Consider the following 18,044-nt stretch of genomic DNA (forward strand, 5'->3'; position numbering starts at 1 on the left):
GAGTTCATGCCGACCGTCGGAGATTTCTTAAATTTATAGGATGGAGTTTCGAAATAAATATATCTGTATTACCGGTGGAAGCGCCGGAATCGGCAAGGCAATACTTTCCGATCTTATTAACCGGGGGGCATCGCATTTTGCCATCATTGCGCGGCGCAAAGAGCCCCTGAAGGCGTTGGAAGATGAGTTCCCGGATGTTTCTTTTCTCCTGATTTCCGCTGATATGGGGAATCCTGCTGAAGTGAGTAAGGCGGCGGAAGAAATCAGGGAAAGCTGGGGAAGGCTTGATATTTTGATCAATAATGCCGGCGTGGTGAGTGCGGCCCTGCTGGATGAAATGAGTGACGAGGATATTATCGGGCAGATCGGGATAAATCTTACCGGGCTGATTCTGTTCACAAAGAAATGTCTTCCGATGCTGAAGGAAAGCAATGAGGCGGCAATAATGAATGTGAGCTCCGGACTGGGATTTATCGCCAGGCCATTCTATAATGTGTATGCAGTGACGAAGGCGGGTGTCCGGCATTTTTCTGAAGCGATGCGGCGGGAGCTGAAGGATTTTCCGATTCATGTCATGACCATTTATCCCACGGCAACAGATACCCCGATGATGAAGAATGCGACGGTGGGGAATATGGATGATCCGGCAGATGTGGCAAGGGTGAGTATCGACGGAATGGTTTCAGGGGAAATCGATGTGGTTTTCGGAGGTGATAAGAGGCTGGAGGATATCCGCAAGAATTTCCTGGAACCTGGAGAAATGGACAAGGTGATCGAAACCCAGTTTGATGCGCTCAGGGAACGGACAAAGGATCATCGGGCAATGTAAAAACTATGTTTACAACCGAGTTTACGAATGAAATTTATAACAAAAGCCATGAAGGGCAACTTCAGGAGTGTCTTGCCATGCTGGAAACGGCACGTGCGAATATTGATCCGCGGTTCAATCCAACAGAAGCAGAAATTGAACACCAAATTTTATCTTTTCGGGCATATGTCTATTGGGAGAATAAGAAATGGCTTGAAGCTTCAGAGGACTACCGGCAGCTTTGTGAGAGTTGTTCCATGCAGGATCCTTTTTTGATATGGTTTTATTCAATGTGGGGCAGAACAACTTTCAATGACTCGAGATCAGCGGAAGCTGTAAAAATTTTCAAACAAGGGATAGACATTTGGCTTAACTACGAAAAACGCCCGACAGATGGGTTAACAATTTTTTATGAATATAAGAAGTTGAAAAGTGAGCTGGGTGAATCAATTGAGGAGGAATACCGGCCGAGTATAAGCCAAATCAGCAGCTATTATAGCCATCGATTGGAAGATGATCAGAATCTTTCTGAGGCTATCGATGTACTAAAGAACCTTAGCCAAAGGGATAACAGGAGATATGGTGATTTTATACTACGATTTAATCAGGGGTCAATAGATGAAGCGGCAAAAGCAGAATTAAGAGATGATATTAAGGAATTCTTAAATACGGTAAGAACGCCAAACCTGAGGGAGGCGGCTTTGGATCTTTTGGGAAGACTTTCAGAATAAAATCAATCACGCCACTTCAGTGAATTCATCATATGTACGATATCCACTTTTACATATTCGATAGCGGGTCGAAGAGAATCGTTCTGTACCTGGGTATTGAAGTATAGGGCCCCACGCAGGAAATGTTCGGTGGAGTCTGTGGTATACCACTGAAACTGGCTCGGTACCTCACCCTCAAGTTCGGCGTATACCACGGTTTTTCCCGAAGGTGTTTTTACAATGCTTTCATCGATCGCATAGGCCTTGATCTGATGTTTTGCGGTAAGGAAGTAGGCATCATCGAGGTATCCCTTTAGTGAGTCCTGATTGTAGACCTTTTTGTAAGTAATGTGGATATTCGCCTTATACTCAGGGTAGTTGATTTCAATCCAGCTCTTATCGGAGATCCAGGATGTATCGGCCAGCACCCGGGCATGCTGGGAGTATTCAAATGAATACGGAAGCGTATCGGATAAACTTGTGTAAGCGTGCTCGGGCAGATCAAATCGGTTATATCCTTTTGGCTTGGGTGTGTAATCACTCTGGCACGCCATGAATACAACAGCCATGAAAATGGCTGGCAAAAAATTAATTTTCATGAGTCTTCTTTTCTTCCTGTAAAAATACACGAACTTTTTTAATGCGTCGCTGATCGACTGCAACGACCGTAAAAACATATTTATCAACATACATCCGCTCACCGGCTGATGGAAGTTTGCCGTTGATTTCAAGAAGCAGACCACCGAGTGATTCACTTTCACCCTTTATCTTCTCGAAAGTTAAGGGAGATTCTTCCAGGACCTTGCAAAAATCATTTAACGTTGTTTTTCCCTCGAACATATAGGTCCGCTCGTCAATCTGGGAATAAATAACGTCCTCATCATCAAATTCATCATTTATTTCTCCCACGATCTCCTCGATGATATCCTCAAGTGTAATAAGACCTGAAGTGCCACCGTACTCATCTACTACGATCGCCATATGTACACGTCGTTCCTGAAAATCCTTGAGCAGTGAATCAATTTTTTTGGTTTCGGGCACAAAATAGCCCTGACGCAGGAATTGCTGCCATTCAAAGTTTTCATCCCGGTCAACATAGGACAATAGATCCTTAATATAGAGGATGCCTTTAATATTGTCGATCGTTTCATTGTAGACAGGGATACGTGAAAACCCTGATTTGTTGATCTTATCCATGAGTTCATGGAAATCCATCTCGTCATCGAATGCCGTAATATCCATACGGGAGCGCATCACTTGTTTTACACTCAGGGTACCGAAATTAACAATGCCTTTGAGGATGTCCTTTTCCTCTTCGGTGGTTTCCTCATTCGTCGTTGTGATTTCAAGGGCATGGTGAAGTTCTTCGACAGAAATATCATAGCCTTTACGCTGGAATCGCTTATCAATGAGGTTGCTCATCGACATGAGCAGGAATGAAAGTGGTTTGAATATGGTTTCGGCAACTTTAATAAGCGGGGAAGTGAGCCGCGCGAACTGAAGGTTATTGGGTGTGGCGTACACTTTTGGAAGTACTTCACCGAAAAATACGATCACAAAGGTGACAACGAATGTGAGAAGAGCCACAACAAGGCCCTCGGTTGTTTTCGACCCGGTAATTTCCCACGTCATGAATGTTGCCAGGGTTACAATGGCCACATTCACAAAGTTGTTTACAATAAGGATGGTGGCCAGCAGCAATTTGGGTCGCTGTATGAGGGATAGCAGCTTAATGTCTGCGGTGGAACCGCGTTCCTTGCAATTGGCAATGTCCTTACTGGTGAGTGAGAAAAAGGCAACTTCAGATCCGCTGATGAGCGCAGAAGTAATTAATAATACGACAAGCGCTATACTGCTTGAAATAAAAAACCAGGCTTGAGGGGTGAGCAGGGCTGCTAACAGATACTGACTAGGAGGTTCGTCTAAACTTTCCAATACATCTTATTTAATTCAACATATCAGAAGGGAAGATCATCATCCAAATCGCCACCGTTATTCATTCCGGAGCTGTCGGATGTAGCCGGCTCTGGTTTTTTTGTTGGTTCAGCATACGGTGTGTTGTCGCTTTCGGAAGTACGACCTCCCAGCATGGTCATGTTATCAGCCACCACTTCGGTTGTATACCGGGTAATACCTTCTTTTTCCCAGGAACGGGTGCGAAGCTTACCCTCTATATATACAAGATCACCTTTGTGGAGGTAACGTTCCGCAACATCAGCGAGTCCGCGCCAAACGACAATATTGTGCCATTCGGTCTGTTCCCGTCGTTCTCCTGTGTTTCGGTCCTTATACGTCTCGGAAGTCGCAATGGGAAAATTAGCTACTGCAGCGCCGCTTTCCAGATGCCTTACTTCAGGGTCCTTTCCCAACCTTCCAACTAAAATCACTTTATTAACTCCTGACATACGACTTCAAATTTTGTGTAAAACTACGTAACAATTATAAATCTAACTAAAAAAAGTGTTCATTCAAATAACGTGTAATCAAAACAGGTTTGGGTAATGAGCCTGCCTGTTCGGGGTTATCCAGGCATATCAGGTTATCCATCAAATCGCTTAATTTCATGTTTTTATGAGGTTTTAGGCGGTAGAATCGTACATGTAACTTCTGATGGCTGAGTTGGTGCTCATAGACAGCCGAAACATCCTGAAGAATGGATGGCCCACTGAGAAGCTGTTCGGCAGCATGGAGAAGGTCATCATCTTTCATGAATTCTTCCTTTTCTATAAGAGGAAAGTCATAGAGCCCCTGCCAGATATCGCCGGAGGGCCTTGGTCGCATGTAAATATTTTCGTCCTGGGTAAGGACCAGGTAATGGAAGTATCTTTTTCGCGCTTTCTTTGCCGGTGACTTCACCGGGTAACGATCCTGTTTACCCGCTTTGCGTGCCAGGCAATGTACCTGCAGCGGACAACTGCCGCAGTCGGGTGACTGGGGCGTACACTGCAAGGCGCCGAATTCCATGATGGCCTGATTGAAGGTTCCGGGAGTATCATGCGGTATCAACTGCTGTGCAATTTCCCGGAATAATTTTTGGCTAACACGGATGTCTGCATCGATTGCATAGAGCCGTGCAAGCACACGGAATACATTCCCGTCGACCACGGCAACCGGTTCATTGTAGCAAAATGAGGCAATAGCAGCTGCGGTATACGGACCGATTCCCGGAAGATCGAGTAACTTTTGATAGGAATTTGGGAAAAATCCACCGTGTTTTTCACAAATTATTTTCGCGCACTGATGTAAGTTTCTTGCCCTTGAGTAATAACCTAGCCCCTCCCAGGCCTTTAAAACCTCTTTTTCGGAGGCAGCGGAAAGGGCATAAATATCCGGGAACAATTCGGTAAACTTATGATAATACGGGAGGCCCTGATTTACACGGGTTTGTTGCAATATGATTTCTGAGAGCCAGATTTTGTAGGGATCTGTCGTTTTTCGCCATGGCAAATCCCGCTTGAATTTTTCATACCACTGTAAAATTCCGGCACTTATTTCTGAAGGTTCAACCAAAGGTTTAATAGATGTAATAATTCAGGTGAGTTTGCAAAATAATTAGTTTTTAAATAACAAAAGCCGACATAAATTTGTTGTGCAAAGTTTTTTTTGTGCATACAAATAACGTTTTAAACTAAGAGACAAGTGACGAAAGCAGAAGTAATTTCAGAAATTTCAGAGCAGACAGGTATTCCGAAGGAGGACGTTTCGGTTACAGTGGAGGCATTCTTTACGATAGTTAAAGATTCGATGGCAGAAGGGAATAATATTTATGTGAGGGGGTTTGGAAGTTTCGTCAATAAGAAACGCAAAAAGAAAATTGCCCGTAATATTTCCAAGAATACGGCTATAGTGATCGATGAACACTTTGTACCAAGCTTCAAGCCTTCAAAGATGTTCATTGAGAAGATCAAGGAGAGTAATAAGGTTGCCGAGGCCAACAATTAATTCCACATCTTTCTTTTTATCGATTTGATAGACGACCTTTGCGGCAAAGTAAAGGTCGTATGAAAACACGGATCATTTTATTTTTTATTGCCATTGTCCTTGTAGGAGGTATATACCTGCTGCCTAAGGTCGTGGTGGATAATCAGCAGGAGGAGGTTTCTGAAAACGAAGCGGAATCCGGAATGAGCGAAGCGCAGCGCGAAGCGATCGAAAATGCGCATTCAGTTGAAGTGAATGAGGATATTCGCAACCGGATCAACCGGTTTCGGGATAGTGTTGCCCTTGCTGATAATTCAGAAAAAAGTATTATCTTTGCAGACTCTTTGGCCGAACTGTATCAGGAAATTAACAGACCTGACAGTGCGGCAATGTTCATTGAGGTAATTGCGAAGGCTGATCCGGATATGCAAAATGATTTGCGCGCCGGGGATGCGTTTTATGAAGCGTATGGTTTTGCTACTGAACCACAGTACAGATCGGAGCTTGCTACCAGTGCACGCACATATTACGAACGGGTGTTGGAAAAAGACCCTTCGGATTTGCGTGTGAAGAACCGGGTGGCAATGACCTGGCTCGCATCATCAACTCCCATGCAGGGAATACTGATGCTGCGGGAGATCGTTCAGGAAGATCCTTCCAACGAGCAGGCGATGTTCAACCTGGGTGTACTGTCGATGCAATCGGGGCAATATGACCGGGCTGTGGAACGGTTTGAGCAGTTGGTGACAACTTACCCGGAAAACATGGAGGCCCAGTTTTTTCTGGGTGTAAGTTATCTGGAAACCGGAAAGCGCAATAAGGCCAGAAAGCAATTTGAATTAGTAAAGGAGAGGGGAACGGATGAGGAAACCCAAGCGGCGGCCGAATCTTACCTCGAAAGTATAAAGTAAAAGTTTTAACCGCTCCTGCGGGAGCACAAAGATTTGTATTATGCCTTGCGGTAAAAAAAGAAAGAGACATAAGATCGCGACACACAAGCGAAAGAAGAGACTTAGAAAGAACAGACATAAGAAGAAGTAAGATGGCGTGTTTAGCATATTAAACATGCCCTTAATGTCATTTTTTCAAGTTTCACTTAAATACATACAGCTTTGAGTAACGAATTAATTATCAATTCGACTCAAACAGGATGTCGCATTGCTTTATTGAAAGACAAGGTTCTGACGGAATTTCATCACGAAGAGGATGATAATAAATTCAACGTCGGAGACATCTACCTTGGTACGGTTAAGAAAGTAGTTCAGGGGTTGAATGCGGCCTTTATAGACATTGGTTATGAAAAGGACGCGTTCCTTCATTACCTGGATCTTGGGCCAAGGTTTACCTCACTGCAGGATTTCTCCAAGCGGGTTGCTACCAGTAAGAAAGGTCAGGAATTCAAGCTGGAGAAATACAACATGAAGCCCGAGATCGACAAACACGGTAAGATTACTGATGTGTTGACCAGGAATCAGAAAGTGTTGGTGCAGGTGGTAAAAGAACCCATATCAACGAAAGGTCCCAGGTTGTCCTGCGAGCTTTCCCTGGCGGGCAGGTACATGGTGCTGGTCCCGTTTTCAAATACCGTAAATATTTCCAAAAAGATAACCAGTGCAGCGGAGCGTAAACGCCTTTCCCGCCTGGTTTCATCAATTAAACCGGAGAATTTCGGTGTAATTGTTCGAACCGTGGCAGAGAACAAGGATGTACGCGAGTTGGATTCGGATCTGAGGAATTTACTGGATAACTGGTCTTCAGGTATGGAAAAACTGAAGACGGCCAAGACCAGGGATAAAGTGATCGGTGAAATGGGCAAGGCTTCGGCATTGCTCCGCGACGTTCTGAATGAGTCATTCGACAGTGTTTATATTGACGATAAGGATATCTATGATGAGGTAAAGACCTTCATCAGAAAGATTGCCCCCGATAAGGAAAAGATCGCCAAGCTTTACAACGGTAAGGCCAAGATCTTCGAACATTTTGGAATCGAAAAGCAGATTAAATCTGCGTTCGGCCAGTCAGTTAGTCTGAAAGGCGGCGGGTACCTGATCATTGAGCACACAGAAGCGCTGCACGTCATTGATGTGAACAGCGGAAATAAATCAAACCGGGAGGATGGCCAGGAGGCTACGGCACTTTCGGTTAACATGGAAGCTGCCAAAGAGATTTGCCGGCAGCTGCGACTACGCGATATGGGTGGGATTATCGTGGTTGACTTCATCGATATGAAGAAAGCCGAGAATAAGAAACTCATCTACAAAGTAATGAAGCAGGAAATGGATACGGATCGCTCCAAGCATACCGTTCTGCCACTCTCACGCTTTGGCCTGATGCAGATTACCCGTCAGCGCGTTCGTCCCGAAATGAATATCACCACCAAGGAGGTTTGTCCGACCTGCCATGGTTCAGGAAAAATCAGTCCGTCTATTTTAACCTCTGACACGATTGAGCGGACAATTGATTATTTGCTTACCAAGCAAAATGAAAAAGATCTTACGGTAGTGCTTCACCCCTATGTGTATGCGTATTTTACACGGGGCACACTTTCCAGAAGACTGAAATGGTATCTGCGTTACTTCAAATGGGTGAAGCTGGTTCAGGACTCATCCATTGCCATTACAGATTACAAGTTTATAAACAAGCTGGGTGAAGAGATCCAGGTTGATCTGAATTAAGAAAGAGGCTGTCTGATAAAGGCAGCCTTTTTTTATGCAAACATCTTTAAGGTGATTCCTGCTCACGTATTCGACCCCCGTTCCCCCTATGCATCCGCTTCGGGGGATAAATTCACAGAGGGCGCTTTGTTTTACCACCGATGTAAACATCATTGCTATGTCCAATGACTGATTAATGACCCATGCGAGAGCGTGGGTCACATATGCGAGGTGTTGAATGGTTAATTAAAACGACCCCTGCGCAGCGGGCGGTCGCAGAAATTTGCGGGGCTCAGGATTTTTTTATTTCCTGTAATAATTTAATCAACGGCTGAAGCTGTATTTGCGGGGTATACCTGGTTTCTGCCATCCGCATTCCCCGGCCTCCCACACCTTCAAATTCCTCAGGATTGTCAATATATTCCTTCAGTTTGTCCAGCGCCAATGAAGGATTCCCGGGATCCTGATAAAAACCGATATTCTCAGACTCAACCAGAGATTTCAACCACCCTTTAAAATTCAGTATGACCAGTTTACCGGCAGCGATGGCGTCGAAAAACTTATTCGGACTTCCGGTATTTAACACCGGCACATTATAAAATGAGATATAAACCGCATTTGATGCAGTCAACAGATCGGCAACCTGTTGCTGTCCGCCTTTTTCCAGAAATGTGATCCGCCCGTTTCCACCTGCGTATGCCCTGATTTGTGGAAGCCGTGCCCCATCTCCCATGACCACCGCATGAACCGGCCAGTCAAGAGGTATCGTATTAATGAAATCGACCAGATATTCCAGGTGATTGGCCATGCCAATGGTACCTGCATAGGCAATCAGGAATGCTTCAGGAGCAATACCGAGCTCTTTCCTGAAGAGGACAGGATCCTTGGTATTCCTGCGTACCTGAACATTACTGAAGTTGGTGATGGTAAGTACGGTTTTTGAAGGCTTGCAGTTCCTTAAGTAATCTGAAATGGGCGGACTTAGACCGATTAAAGCCGATGCCCCTTGGTAACTTCGTTGCTCAAGGCCCCTCGCAAGCCATTTCAGGATCGGGTTTTTAAGTACATTCAGCTGGATAGGAGCATCAGGCCAGAGATCACCCACTTCAAAAATATAGGGCGTTTTTCTTCTGAACTTCTCATAAATGGCAATTACGCCGGTGGTGAGCGGGGTGGTAATTACATAGTTAAGGTCTGCTCTTTCGAGTGACCTGATTTTCCTGACGCATAAAAATACATACCGCAGGAATGCATGAAGCCGGCTGTAAAAGCTCAGGTGATTGGTGTAATAGACAGGAATATAGTGAACTTCAATGCCCCCGATATTCTCAAAGTGAGCCTTGTTCTCATTGGTGGCAGTGATCACACTTACGCGATACCCTTTGTCCAGAAGCTCACGGGCGATATAGTAGGACCGGAGTCCCCCGCCCTTATCGGGGGTTCTGAAATACTGATGGATAATACGGATGTGCATGACTATTTCCGGTTCCGTTCATAATAACGGCAGAAATGTTGAATCTTGCATTCGTCACACTTTGGTGTTCTCGCCAGGCAAACATAACGACCATGCAGAATGAGCCAGTGATGTGCGCGGGCTATGTATTCATCCGGTATGTAGCGCACAAGCTGTTTTTCGACTTCGAGGGGGGTTTTGCTATTTTGATTTACAAGCCCGAGTCGTTTTGAAACGCGGAATACATGCGTATCAACCGCCATTGCGGGCTGGTTATAGATCACAGAGGCAACAACATTGGCCGTTTTTCGCCCTACGCCAGGCAATTTCTGCAACTCGCGGATGTCACCCGGCACAATGCCGTTGAAATCTTCGGTAAGCATCCTGGCCATACCAATGAGATGCTTTGTTTTATTGTTTGGATAACTTACAGATCTGATGAAAGGGAATACTTCATCGAAGTGACTGGCGGCCAGAACTTCCGCCGTCGGATATCGTTCAAAAAAGGCAGGAGTAACCTTATTGATGCGTTTATCAGTACATTGAGCACTGAGAATTACGGCAACCAGCAACTCATACGGATTGCTGTATTGCAATTCCGTCTCAGCATCGGGTTGATGGGTTGTAAAATAATCTATGAAATGTTGAAACCGTTCTTTTCGCTGCATTCCTTATTTACTGGAAGGCAAAGGTAACGATTTTGAATAATTCATAATTCTCTCTACAACTTTATCAGAGGGTGCCTGCTCGGCAGCATCAAGTTGCGCCTTCATTGTAATCAGCTCGTTGTACATAATTTCGAGCTCGGTGTCACACAGAAGAGCCTGTGAAATCTCACGGGCTTCCTCCTCGTTCATTTCGTCATATACAAATCGGATTACATCATCGTGGGTAAATGTTTTGATCATAGGCAATATTATGTTTGTTCATTTTTTTGCGCAGATTAATGAGCGCATAACGCATTCTGCCCAGTGCCGTATTGATACTTACGTTCGTATTATCGGCAATTTCCTGAAAACTCATGTCCATATAATGTCGCATGATCAGTACTTCTTTCTGAGCAGGTGGTAATTCCTGTATCATTTCCCTGAGTTTTGCATGTGTATCCTTGCGTATCTGTGCTGATTCGAAAGAATCCTCTGCAAACTCGAGCGTATTGAACACCTTGCTTCCATCTTCCAGTATGACCGTTGGATATCGTTTCTCCTTCCGGAAATAGTCGATGGCAAGATTGTGCGCAATACGGGTGATCCAGGGTAAAAACTTACCCTCCTCGTTATAACGTCCACTTTTTATAGTCTTCACTGCCTTAATAAAGGCCTCCTGAAGGAGGTCTTCAGCAATGTACTTGTCTTTTACAATGAGTAAAACGGTAGTGTAAACTCTCGCTTTGTGACGATGCAGCAAACATTCGAATGCCCCTTCGTTACCTTCTTTGTACAGCTTAATTAATTCACTGTCACTTTTCTTGATCTTCTCCATTAAGTTCACATGTTAGGTTAACGTAGAGGTCTATATCATATTGCTGCGATGGGGGTTTTTGTTGAAAATATTTTTTCGACGTAGAACCAAATGTAAAGATTTATAAAATAAACTTGCAAACAATTTTCTTAAAAAAAACGAGGAAAAAGCATATGGGATGTGTTAGAAGAAAAAAACAATCATTTTTTTACATTAATTGTAGGAGGCTATCTCAAATCTTTTATTACATTAATCCCCATCAATTAATGAATAGTTATATCCGGAATGAGAATCAATTTTTGTAGTAAATGAACCGAGTAATTAAGAGTCTGGAAAACCTTTCCCCGGAGCTTAGAAAAATTTTTAAAAAGCAGTATCCGGATGGCTTCGAAGACAGCATCATGAGAATTACCAACCAGAAGAATGAACCCATCTTCGTGGTACCTCTCAACACAGATGACACCAATTATCTGATCAAAATCGCCATGGTTAGAAATAGCGACGGTGAATATGATCTGGATGTGGAAAATGATGAAATCGACAATGATGACGATCCTGCCTTCGGTGTCGATGACGATGATGCCGACTTCGACGACTAGCAGTACATTCCTGGAAAAGGATGATACGGGGCAGGCCTGAATTCTTTGAATTCTGTTGTATCTTTGCGCCCTTATGAGGCAGGAGAATACCCACGTAACCGAGAATAACCTGGATGATCTGGATCCCAGAAAGTTTATAATTATCAAGCGTGCCCGGGTAAATAACCTGAAAAACCTCAGTGTTGCTATCCCAAGGAATAAGCTGGTGGTTGTGACGGGGCTTTCAGGATCCGGAAAATCTTCATTGGCATTTGATACCCTTTTTGCCGAAGGTCAGCGAATGTATGTTGAAAGCCTGAGCTCCTATGCACGTCAGTTCCTCGGGCGGATGGAAAAGCCGGAAGTAGATTATATTCGGGGTGTATCACCAGCTATCGCCATTGAACAAAAGGTTAATACCAGGAATCCCAGGTCAACGGTAGGGACAACCACCGAGATATATGATTACCTGAAACTTCTTTTTGCACGGATCGGGATAACCTATTCCCCTTTATCAGGCAATGTGGTAAGCCGTGACAGTGTTTCAGATGTGGTCGACCAGATTAACGCCATCGGACCCGGAACACGGATCATGGTTTCCTGTCCTTTAAAAAAATTCAAGCAGCGCTCTATGAAAAAGGAGATGGAGCTGCTAATGCAGAAAGGGTTTGTTCGTGTTTTAGTGGATGGTGAAGCGATGTTCATCGAGGATTTGCTTGAAGACGGTCTCACAGGTGAGCACGAATTTCAGATACTAATCGACCGGCTGTCAGTTGAACCTGAGGATGAAGACGCACAGTACAGGCTTGCCGATTCAATTCAAACAGCGTTTTTTGAAGGCCTCGGCGAATGTTATATTCATGTTGATGGCGGAAAGACCCATTATTTTTCAGATCGTTTTGAATTAGACGGGCTCACTTTCGAAGAACCATCGGTCAATTTCTTCAGCTTCAATAACCCTTATGGCGCCTGTCGTACCTGTGAAGGCTTTGGTAAAATTCTGGGGATAGACGAAGACCTCGTTATCCCGGATAAAAGCCTGTCAGTCTTTGAAGGAGCGATTGCACCGTGGCGAAGTGAGACCATGAAGAAATGGCTCGAACCGCTTCTGCGCGACGGCATTCGTTTTGATTTTCCAATTCATCGGGCAGTTAAGGACCTGAGCCCTGAAGAAATACAGCTCCTGTGGACGGGCAATGAGTATTTCAAGGGACTCAACAAGTTTTTCAAGCATCTGGAATCCAAGACGCATAAGATCCAATACAGGGTCATGCTTTCCCGGTACAGGGGGAGAACTACTTGTCCGGACTGCCGTGGAACCCGCATCCGTAAGGACGCTTCCTATGTTAAAATCGGAGGAAAGAGTATTACCGACCTTGTGCTGCTACCCGTTACATCGCTCATCCGGTTTTTTGGCGACCTGGAATTGCCTGAATATGATTTTAAGGTTGCAGAACGTCTTCTTCGGGAGATCAACTACCGCCTTGAATATCTCGATAAGGTGGGCCTTGGCTATATCACCCTCAACAGGATGACCTCTACGCTTTCCGGCGGTGAGTTTCAGCGCATAAAGCTTGCCACTTCCCTTGGTAGTGCATTGGTGGGATCTATGTATATCCTGGATGAACCCAGCATTGGCTTACACCCCAGAGATACAACAAAACTGGTGGAGGTGCTTAAATCACTCCGGGATCTTGGCAATACAGTCATTGTTGTTGAGCATGAGGAGGAAGTCATGAAGCAGGCCGATCAGCTCATTGATATCGGACCCGACGCGGGTATCCATGGTGGTGAGCTCGTATTTCAGGGAACTATAGATGACCTGCAGCATGTACATACACATACCGCCGACTTTCTGCTTGGGCGGGAGGTAGTACCGGTTCCTGAAAAACGCAGGAAATGGAAAGACGCTGTCGAGATTTTCGGAGCACGGGAAAATAACCTGAAAGAAATTGATGTGAAGTTTCCGCTGGGAGTTTTAACAGTTGTTACAGGCGTGAGCGGAAGTGGGAAGTCCACACTTGTAAAGAAAATTCTCTATCCTGCCATTGGGAAATACCTTGGAACAGTCGCAGAGGCGACCGGTAAATTTTCAGGTATGGAGGGCGATTATAAAAAGGTTACGCAGGTGGAGTTTGTCGATCAGAACCCCATCGGAAAGTCATCGCGCTCAAATCCTGTTACCTATGTGAAAGCATACGATGGTATACGGCAGTTGTATGCGGAACAGCCGTTGTCAAAGCAGCGTGGCTACAAACCCGCGCACTTTTCTTTCAACGTAGACGGGGGTCGGTGTGAAACCTGCCAGGGCGAAGGCGTGGTCAAGATCGAGATGCAGTTCATGGCCGACGTCTACCTCACTTGTGAAAGCTGTAAAGGCAAAAGATTCAAGAATGAGGTTCTTGAAGTGCAGTATAACGGAAAGAACATTTCAGACGTGCTGGACATGACGGTCGAGGAAAGTCTTGAATTTTTTCATGACAAGGCACCCATCTATAATCGCCTTCAGCCTTTGTTTGAGGTTGGCCTGGGGTATATCGGGTTGGGCCAGTCTTCCAATTCGCTAAGTGGAGGGGAAGCACAACGTGTAAAACTTGCATTTTATCTGGGAAAGAATACCCGGGATAGCAAGGATCATATACTCTTTATTTTCGATGAGCCTACCACAGGCCTTCATTTTCATGATATTGCCAAGCTACTCCATGCTATAAATGCCTTGATTGATCAGGGTAACAGCGTGCTTATTATTGAACATAATATGGAGGTGATCAAATGTGCGGATTGGGTTATTGACCTCGGCCCCGAAGGCGGTGATGCCGGGGGTTTCGTTCAGTACAGTGGTACCCCGGAGGACATGATCTCCATTAACGACAGTCACACAGCTCTTTATCTCAAAGATAAGCTCAGTTAACGATCCCAGCGTTACTTTGGCGTCTTAAGGGCTGAAAACCCGACACATTTTAACAGCTTTGCAGCCATGTTGAGAGGTTACCAATGCTTTTCGAGGCATATTAACCTAGACCTAAATCTTACAGATGATACGTCTTCTGCTTGTATTTTTATGTGTTATTATGCCCTTTGCGGCATTTTCTCAGGAAGGTGATTATTTTTTAACACACTTTGTACCACCTTCTATCAGCAGTGATCATCAGATCTTTGACCTGGAGCAGGATGATGCGGGAATACTGTACATGGCCCATAAGTCGGGAATAATCACCTTCGACGGCAAAACATGGCAGGAAATCCCCGACAGTGCGTCCCTGTTTGCCATCGAGAGAGTTGATGGAAGGATCATTGCCGGTGGTCCCACAGGATTTCGCGAGCTTACGCGAAATGAGGATTTTGAATGGGAATATGTCCCCTTGAATTCACCAGGTCTGGTAAAGGATATAATCCGAATGATCCAATGGGAAGGTATCCTCTACGGGATGTCACCTACGAACGTCTATTCCTACAATGCTGAAACTTCAGAGGCCCACGCTTTTTCATCATCGGAAAGTGAAGAATTCATTAATCTGTATGCGTTCGAAGGGAAAGTATATGTACTCGATGCTAGTGGAGACTCCTTTGTGATTTCCGGAGATCACCTACGCAAGTCTGGTGATGGAATTGCAGCGCGACAGCTCAATTTCGTTGAAAAAATGCCGGGAAAGGATATTTATCTGACCGCTTCTAAAGAGAATAAACTATACGTTTATGATAAAGGTTTTCAAAAAATTTTAGATGATGTAATTGACGGCAAAGACCTTGAATACTTCAGGGAAAGCGAAATCCTTTCAGGATTATGGATCAGTGATACGCTTGCAGTAATTTCCACGCTTAAAGGCGGTGTTGTATTTCTGAATCCGTTTCAGAAAGGGCGTGAGCAACGAAATGTGGTGAAGGTTATAAATTACCAGAATGATCTTCCTGACAATGAGGTATTCACTATGAACCTGGACAATAATGGCGGAGTCTGGGTGGGACATGAAAAAGGGTTTACACGCATTGCCCCGAATTACCCGTTCAGACGATATGATCGCTTTCCAGGTCTGGAAGGGAAAATCCTGAATGCTTACCGGCACAAGGGAACTTTGTATGTGGGCACCAGTCAGGGCCTTTTCTACCTCAATGAAACTCCGGTCTACGAAAAGATCCGGCACCGGTACAAAGAATACGTTACCGTAAGTTCAAATGAACGAAAGGGCTTTTTTAATCGGCTTTTCAACAAAAGGGAAGATGTACCCCGAACAGAAGAACGTGAAGTGGTGGAAACTACAAAGGAGTTCCACTCAATTCAGTATGAATATATCCGGGTTGAGAATATACAGTCCAAAGTATTTCACCTGGCTTCAGTAAATGGGAAATTATATTCTGCCGGTCTTGATGGTATTTTTGAAGTGGATCGTAAGGATTCCCGACGTCTCACCAGGGTTCCTGTAAAGTATTTTCACTATTCGGAGGCAAGTAAACGAATTCTTGCCGCAACGTACGAAGGAAATATTATCGACATTACCCTGAGCGGGAATAAGAGTGAATCCCGCGAGATTTTAAGTCAGATCACAGAACCCATCAATTATATCTTTGAAAACAAGGATGGCAATTTATTCCTGATAGGGATGCATGCGGTGTTTCTGTATGACGGAGGAAACCACCTTAAGGAGATTCCGTTTGAGAATCCGTTTTACGAAGAAACGTATGGTCTGATCAGTAATGATTCTATCTACCTGATCAATAAATCCGGAATATATAATCTTAAGCCCGCTGAAGGCATTGCTGAGCGCGTGAATAATGTGCAAAGCCCTGAACAACTCCTGCAGGGAGTGAATGATCAGGTATGGATACTGGGTGCAGACGGCTGGCATGCACCGGGAAAGGGAGTCCATACCGAGACCTTCCGTCATCTTTCTGCTCTGAAAAGGATCAGGTTCATTTCAGAAAGTAAAATGGACGAGGGGCTTTGGGTGATCACCGAGAATGGCGTAAGTGAAAATACACTTTACAACTTACTGCCGCAGGCGACCTATGACTGGTATCAGCCAAATCGTTTGTTTCTGGAAGAGATCACTATTGGTGACAAGCTGAAAATTTCTCCGTCAGGTAAGATTCGCTTCGAACAGGAAAACAGTAATGTTTCCTTTGTATTCCGTCAGCCTGAATTCAGTGGGGTTATGAATACTGAGTATAAATATGAACTCCTCGGTGAGCAGGAAGATGCCTCTGAATGGTCTGAGTCGAATCAGGTAGTACGGTTCAATTATCTGCCCGCAGGTGATTATACCCTTAGAATACGCTCGCGTAATGTACTTGGTCAGGTAAGTGAACTGTCTGAAATTGAATTCCGGGTCCTGGCACCCTACTGGAAACGCACATGGTTTTATGCCCTTGAATTTGCGATTATCGCGTTAATGTTGCTTATTTCCATAAGAATGAAAGCAATGGGCTACAAGTACCGACTGGTGAGCCGATTGCTTGCACTGCTTACCCTGATCACCATCATTGAACTGATCCAGGCGCTGGCAGAAAGTAAATTTGAAACGGAAACTTCACCCGTTTTTGGGTTTGTCATTCAGGTACTGATGGCAATTATGATCCTCCCGGTTGAAGAAATTCTGAGGAAATACATTTTCAAGGAAAAGCATGTTAAAGTATTCGATATTTTCAGCCTTCGCGACAAGAATAAGGAAATCCCTCTTCCTGAGCAGCCTGCTGTTGCCGGCACTGCTGATGAGTTGCAGTCAAACTAAAGAAACAACACAAGAGGAACTAAATCCTCCTTCGGACGGCTTCAATATCGAAGCCTCGGATCAAAAAGCCATCGTTATTGCCGACAGCGTAATGGAGGCGATGGGCGGAAGAAAGGCCTGGGACGAACTTCGCTACGTTTCCTGGAACTTTTTTGGGGCCCGCGACCTGGTTTGGGATAAACAGACCGGTCGGGTTCGAATTGACTTCCCCCCCAGAAATGAAACATACCTGATTAACGTCAACGATGAAACCGGTAAGGTTTACGTTGGAGATTCGTTGGTAGCTCCTGCCGATAGCCTGAAATTAAAGGTGGATCAGGGCAAGAGTATCTGGATCAATGACTCATATTGGCTTTTCATGCCCTTCAAGCTCAAAGACAGTGGAGTAACCCTCAAATATGCCCGTGAGGACACCTTGCCGGGCGGGTATCCTGCGCATGTTTTGCAATTGACATTCGCCGGTGTTGGCGTAACACCGGAGAATAAGTATGAGGTTTATGTGGATATGGAGGACTACCTGGTGAAGCAGTGGTGTTATTTTCAAAAAGCCAGCCAGGACTCAGCTTCAGCTGTCTGGCCTTGGGACAATTATGCGAGTTATGGTGGTCTGATGCTTTCTGCCGACCGTTCCGATAACCGGGGCCCGAAGAATGTGAAGGTATATGATGAATTACCCGATGGAGTATTCAGCGATCCGAACTATAACATGTCCGATCTCATCATTTCGGAATAG

17 protein-coding genes are annotated in these 18,044 nt (G+C 44.8%); 9 read left to right on the forward strand and 8 right to left on the reverse strand.

Features of this window, described 5'->3' with window-relative positions; all coding sequences use genetic code 11:
* Nucleotides 1-40 precede the first annotated feature (40 nt).
* Entirely contained in the window at nt 41-829 is a 789-nt protein-coding gene (locus LDX50_RS27310) for an SDR family NAD(P)-dependent oxidoreductase (RefSeq protein WP_225699467.1), read from the forward strand.
* 5 nt (nt 830-834) lie between these two features.
* The gene (locus LDX50_RS27315; RefSeq protein WP_225699468.1) at nt 835-1,539 is read left to right on the forward strand and encodes a hypothetical protein; all 705 of its coding nucleotides are present in this window, start codon (nt 835-837) and stop codon (nt 1,537-1,539) included.
* A 2-nt stretch (nt 1,540-1,541) separates the two neighbouring features.
* Here the strand turns inward: LDX50_RS27315 and gldD are convergent, their stop codons facing one another.
* Genes gldD through mutY form a run of 4 tightly spaced genes read right to left on the reverse strand, consistent with a single transcriptional unit; the run spans nt 1,542 to nt 5,028 of the window.
* The gene (gene gldD / locus LDX50_RS27320; protein WP_225699469.1) at nt 1,542-2,117 is read right to left on the reverse strand and encodes a gliding motility lipoprotein GldD; all 576 of its coding nucleotides are present in this window, start codon (nt 2,115-2,117) and stop codon (nt 1,542-1,544) included.
* Nucleotides 2,107-3,453 carry a gliding motility-associated protein GldE gene (gene gldE, locus LDX50_RS27325; RefSeq protein ID WP_225699470.1) on the reverse strand — a complete coding sequence of 449 codons (1,347 nt, stop codon included), beginning with the start codon at nt 3,451-3,453 and terminating at the stop codon, nt 2,107-2,109. The genes gldD and gldE overlap by 11 nt, the downstream gene beginning before the upstream one ends.
* Nucleotides 3,454-3,476: 23 nt before the next feature.
* On the reverse strand, nt 3,477-3,923 hold the full coding sequence (locus LDX50_RS27330; protein ID WP_255647417.1) for a single-stranded DNA-binding protein: 447 nt from the start codon (nt 3,921-3,923) through the stop codon (nt 3,477-3,479).
* A gap of 46 nt (nt 3,924-3,969) precedes the next feature.
* Nucleotides 3,970-5,028 (reverse strand): A/G-specific adenine glycosylase, encoded by a 1,059-nt coding sequence (mutY, locus tag LDX50_RS27335; RefSeq protein ID WP_225699471.1) that lies wholly within the window; start codon nt 5,026-5,028, stop codon nt 3,970-3,972.
* 129 nt (nt 5,029-5,157) lie between these two features.
* Here mutY and LDX50_RS27340 point away from each other — a divergent pair, with 129 nt between their 5' ends.
* From LDX50_RS27340 to LDX50_RS27350, 3 genes are all read left to right on the forward strand, one after another.
* Nucleotides 5,158-5,460: an HU family DNA-binding protein gene (locus LDX50_RS27340; RefSeq protein WP_225699472.1), complete on the forward strand. Its 303-nt coding sequence runs from the start codon at nt 5,158-5,160 to the stop codon at nt 5,458-5,460.
* Between the two features lie 59 nt (nt 5,461-5,519).
* A complete protein-coding gene (locus LDX50_RS27345) occupies nt 5,520-6,350 on the forward strand; it encodes a tetratricopeptide repeat protein (RefSeq protein ID WP_225699473.1) in 831 nt (276 codons plus the stop codon).
* Nucleotides 6,351-6,551: 201 nt separating this feature from the next.
* Nucleotides 6,552-8,114, forward strand: a complete 1,563-nt coding sequence (locus LDX50_RS27350; protein WP_225699474.1) for an Rne/Rng family ribonuclease — start codon at nt 6,552-6,554, stop codon at nt 8,112-8,114.
* A gap of 271 nt (nt 8,115-8,385) precedes the next feature.
* Here the strand turns inward: LDX50_RS27350 and LDX50_RS27355 are convergent, their stop codons facing one another.
* From LDX50_RS27355 to LDX50_RS27370, 4 genes are read right to left on the reverse strand one after another with little or no spacing between them, the layout of a single operon-like run.
* Nucleotides 8,386-9,567: a glycosyltransferase family 4 protein gene (locus LDX50_RS27355; protein WP_225699475.1), complete on the reverse strand. Its 1,182-nt coding sequence runs from the start codon at nt 9,565-9,567 to the stop codon at nt 8,386-8,388.
* A 2-nt stretch (nt 9,568-9,569) separates the two neighbouring features.
* Entirely contained in the window at nt 9,570-10,214 is a 645-nt protein-coding gene (gene nth, locus LDX50_RS27360; protein ID WP_225699476.1) for an endonuclease III, read from the reverse strand.
* A gap of 3 nt (nt 10,215-10,217) precedes the next feature.
* On the reverse strand, nt 10,218-10,454 hold the full coding sequence (locus LDX50_RS27365; RefSeq protein ID WP_225699477.1) for a hypothetical protein: 237 nt from the start codon (nt 10,452-10,454) through the stop codon (nt 10,218-10,220).
* Entirely contained in the window at nt 10,429-11,028 is a 600-nt protein-coding gene (locus LDX50_RS27370) for an RNA polymerase sigma factor (protein WP_225699478.1), read from the reverse strand. Before LDX50_RS27370 ends, LDX50_RS27365 begins: the two co-directional genes overlap by 26 nt.
* A 287-nt stretch (nt 11,029-11,315) precedes the next feature.
* Here LDX50_RS27370 and LDX50_RS27375 point away from each other — a divergent pair, with 287 nt between their 5' ends.
* From LDX50_RS27375 to LDX50_RS27390, 4 genes are all read left to right on the forward strand, one after another.
* A complete protein-coding gene (locus LDX50_RS27375; RefSeq protein ID WP_225699479.1) occupies nt 11,316-11,606 on the forward strand; it encodes a hypothetical protein in 291 nt (96 codons plus the stop codon).
* 73 nt (nt 11,607-11,679) lie between these two features.
* Nucleotides 11,680-14,496 (forward strand): excinuclease ABC subunit UvrA, encoded by a 2,817-nt coding sequence (uvrA, locus tag LDX50_RS27380; protein ID WP_225699480.1) that lies wholly within the window; start codon nt 11,680-11,682, stop codon nt 14,494-14,496.
* Between the two features lie 124 nt (nt 14,497-14,620).
* Complete coding sequence (locus LDX50_RS27385; RefSeq protein ID WP_225699481.1) at nt 14,621-17,311, forward strand: triple tyrosine motif-containing protein; 2,691 nt, start codon at nt 14,621-14,623, stop codon at nt 17,309-17,311.
* Nucleotides 17,292-18,044 (forward strand): hypothetical protein, encoded by a 753-nt coding sequence (locus LDX50_RS27390; RefSeq protein WP_225699482.1) that lies wholly within the window; start codon nt 17,292-17,294, stop codon nt 18,042-18,044. Before LDX50_RS27385 ends, LDX50_RS27390 begins: the two co-directional genes overlap by 20 nt.

Source organism: Fulvivirga sedimenti, from assembly GCF_020328055.1.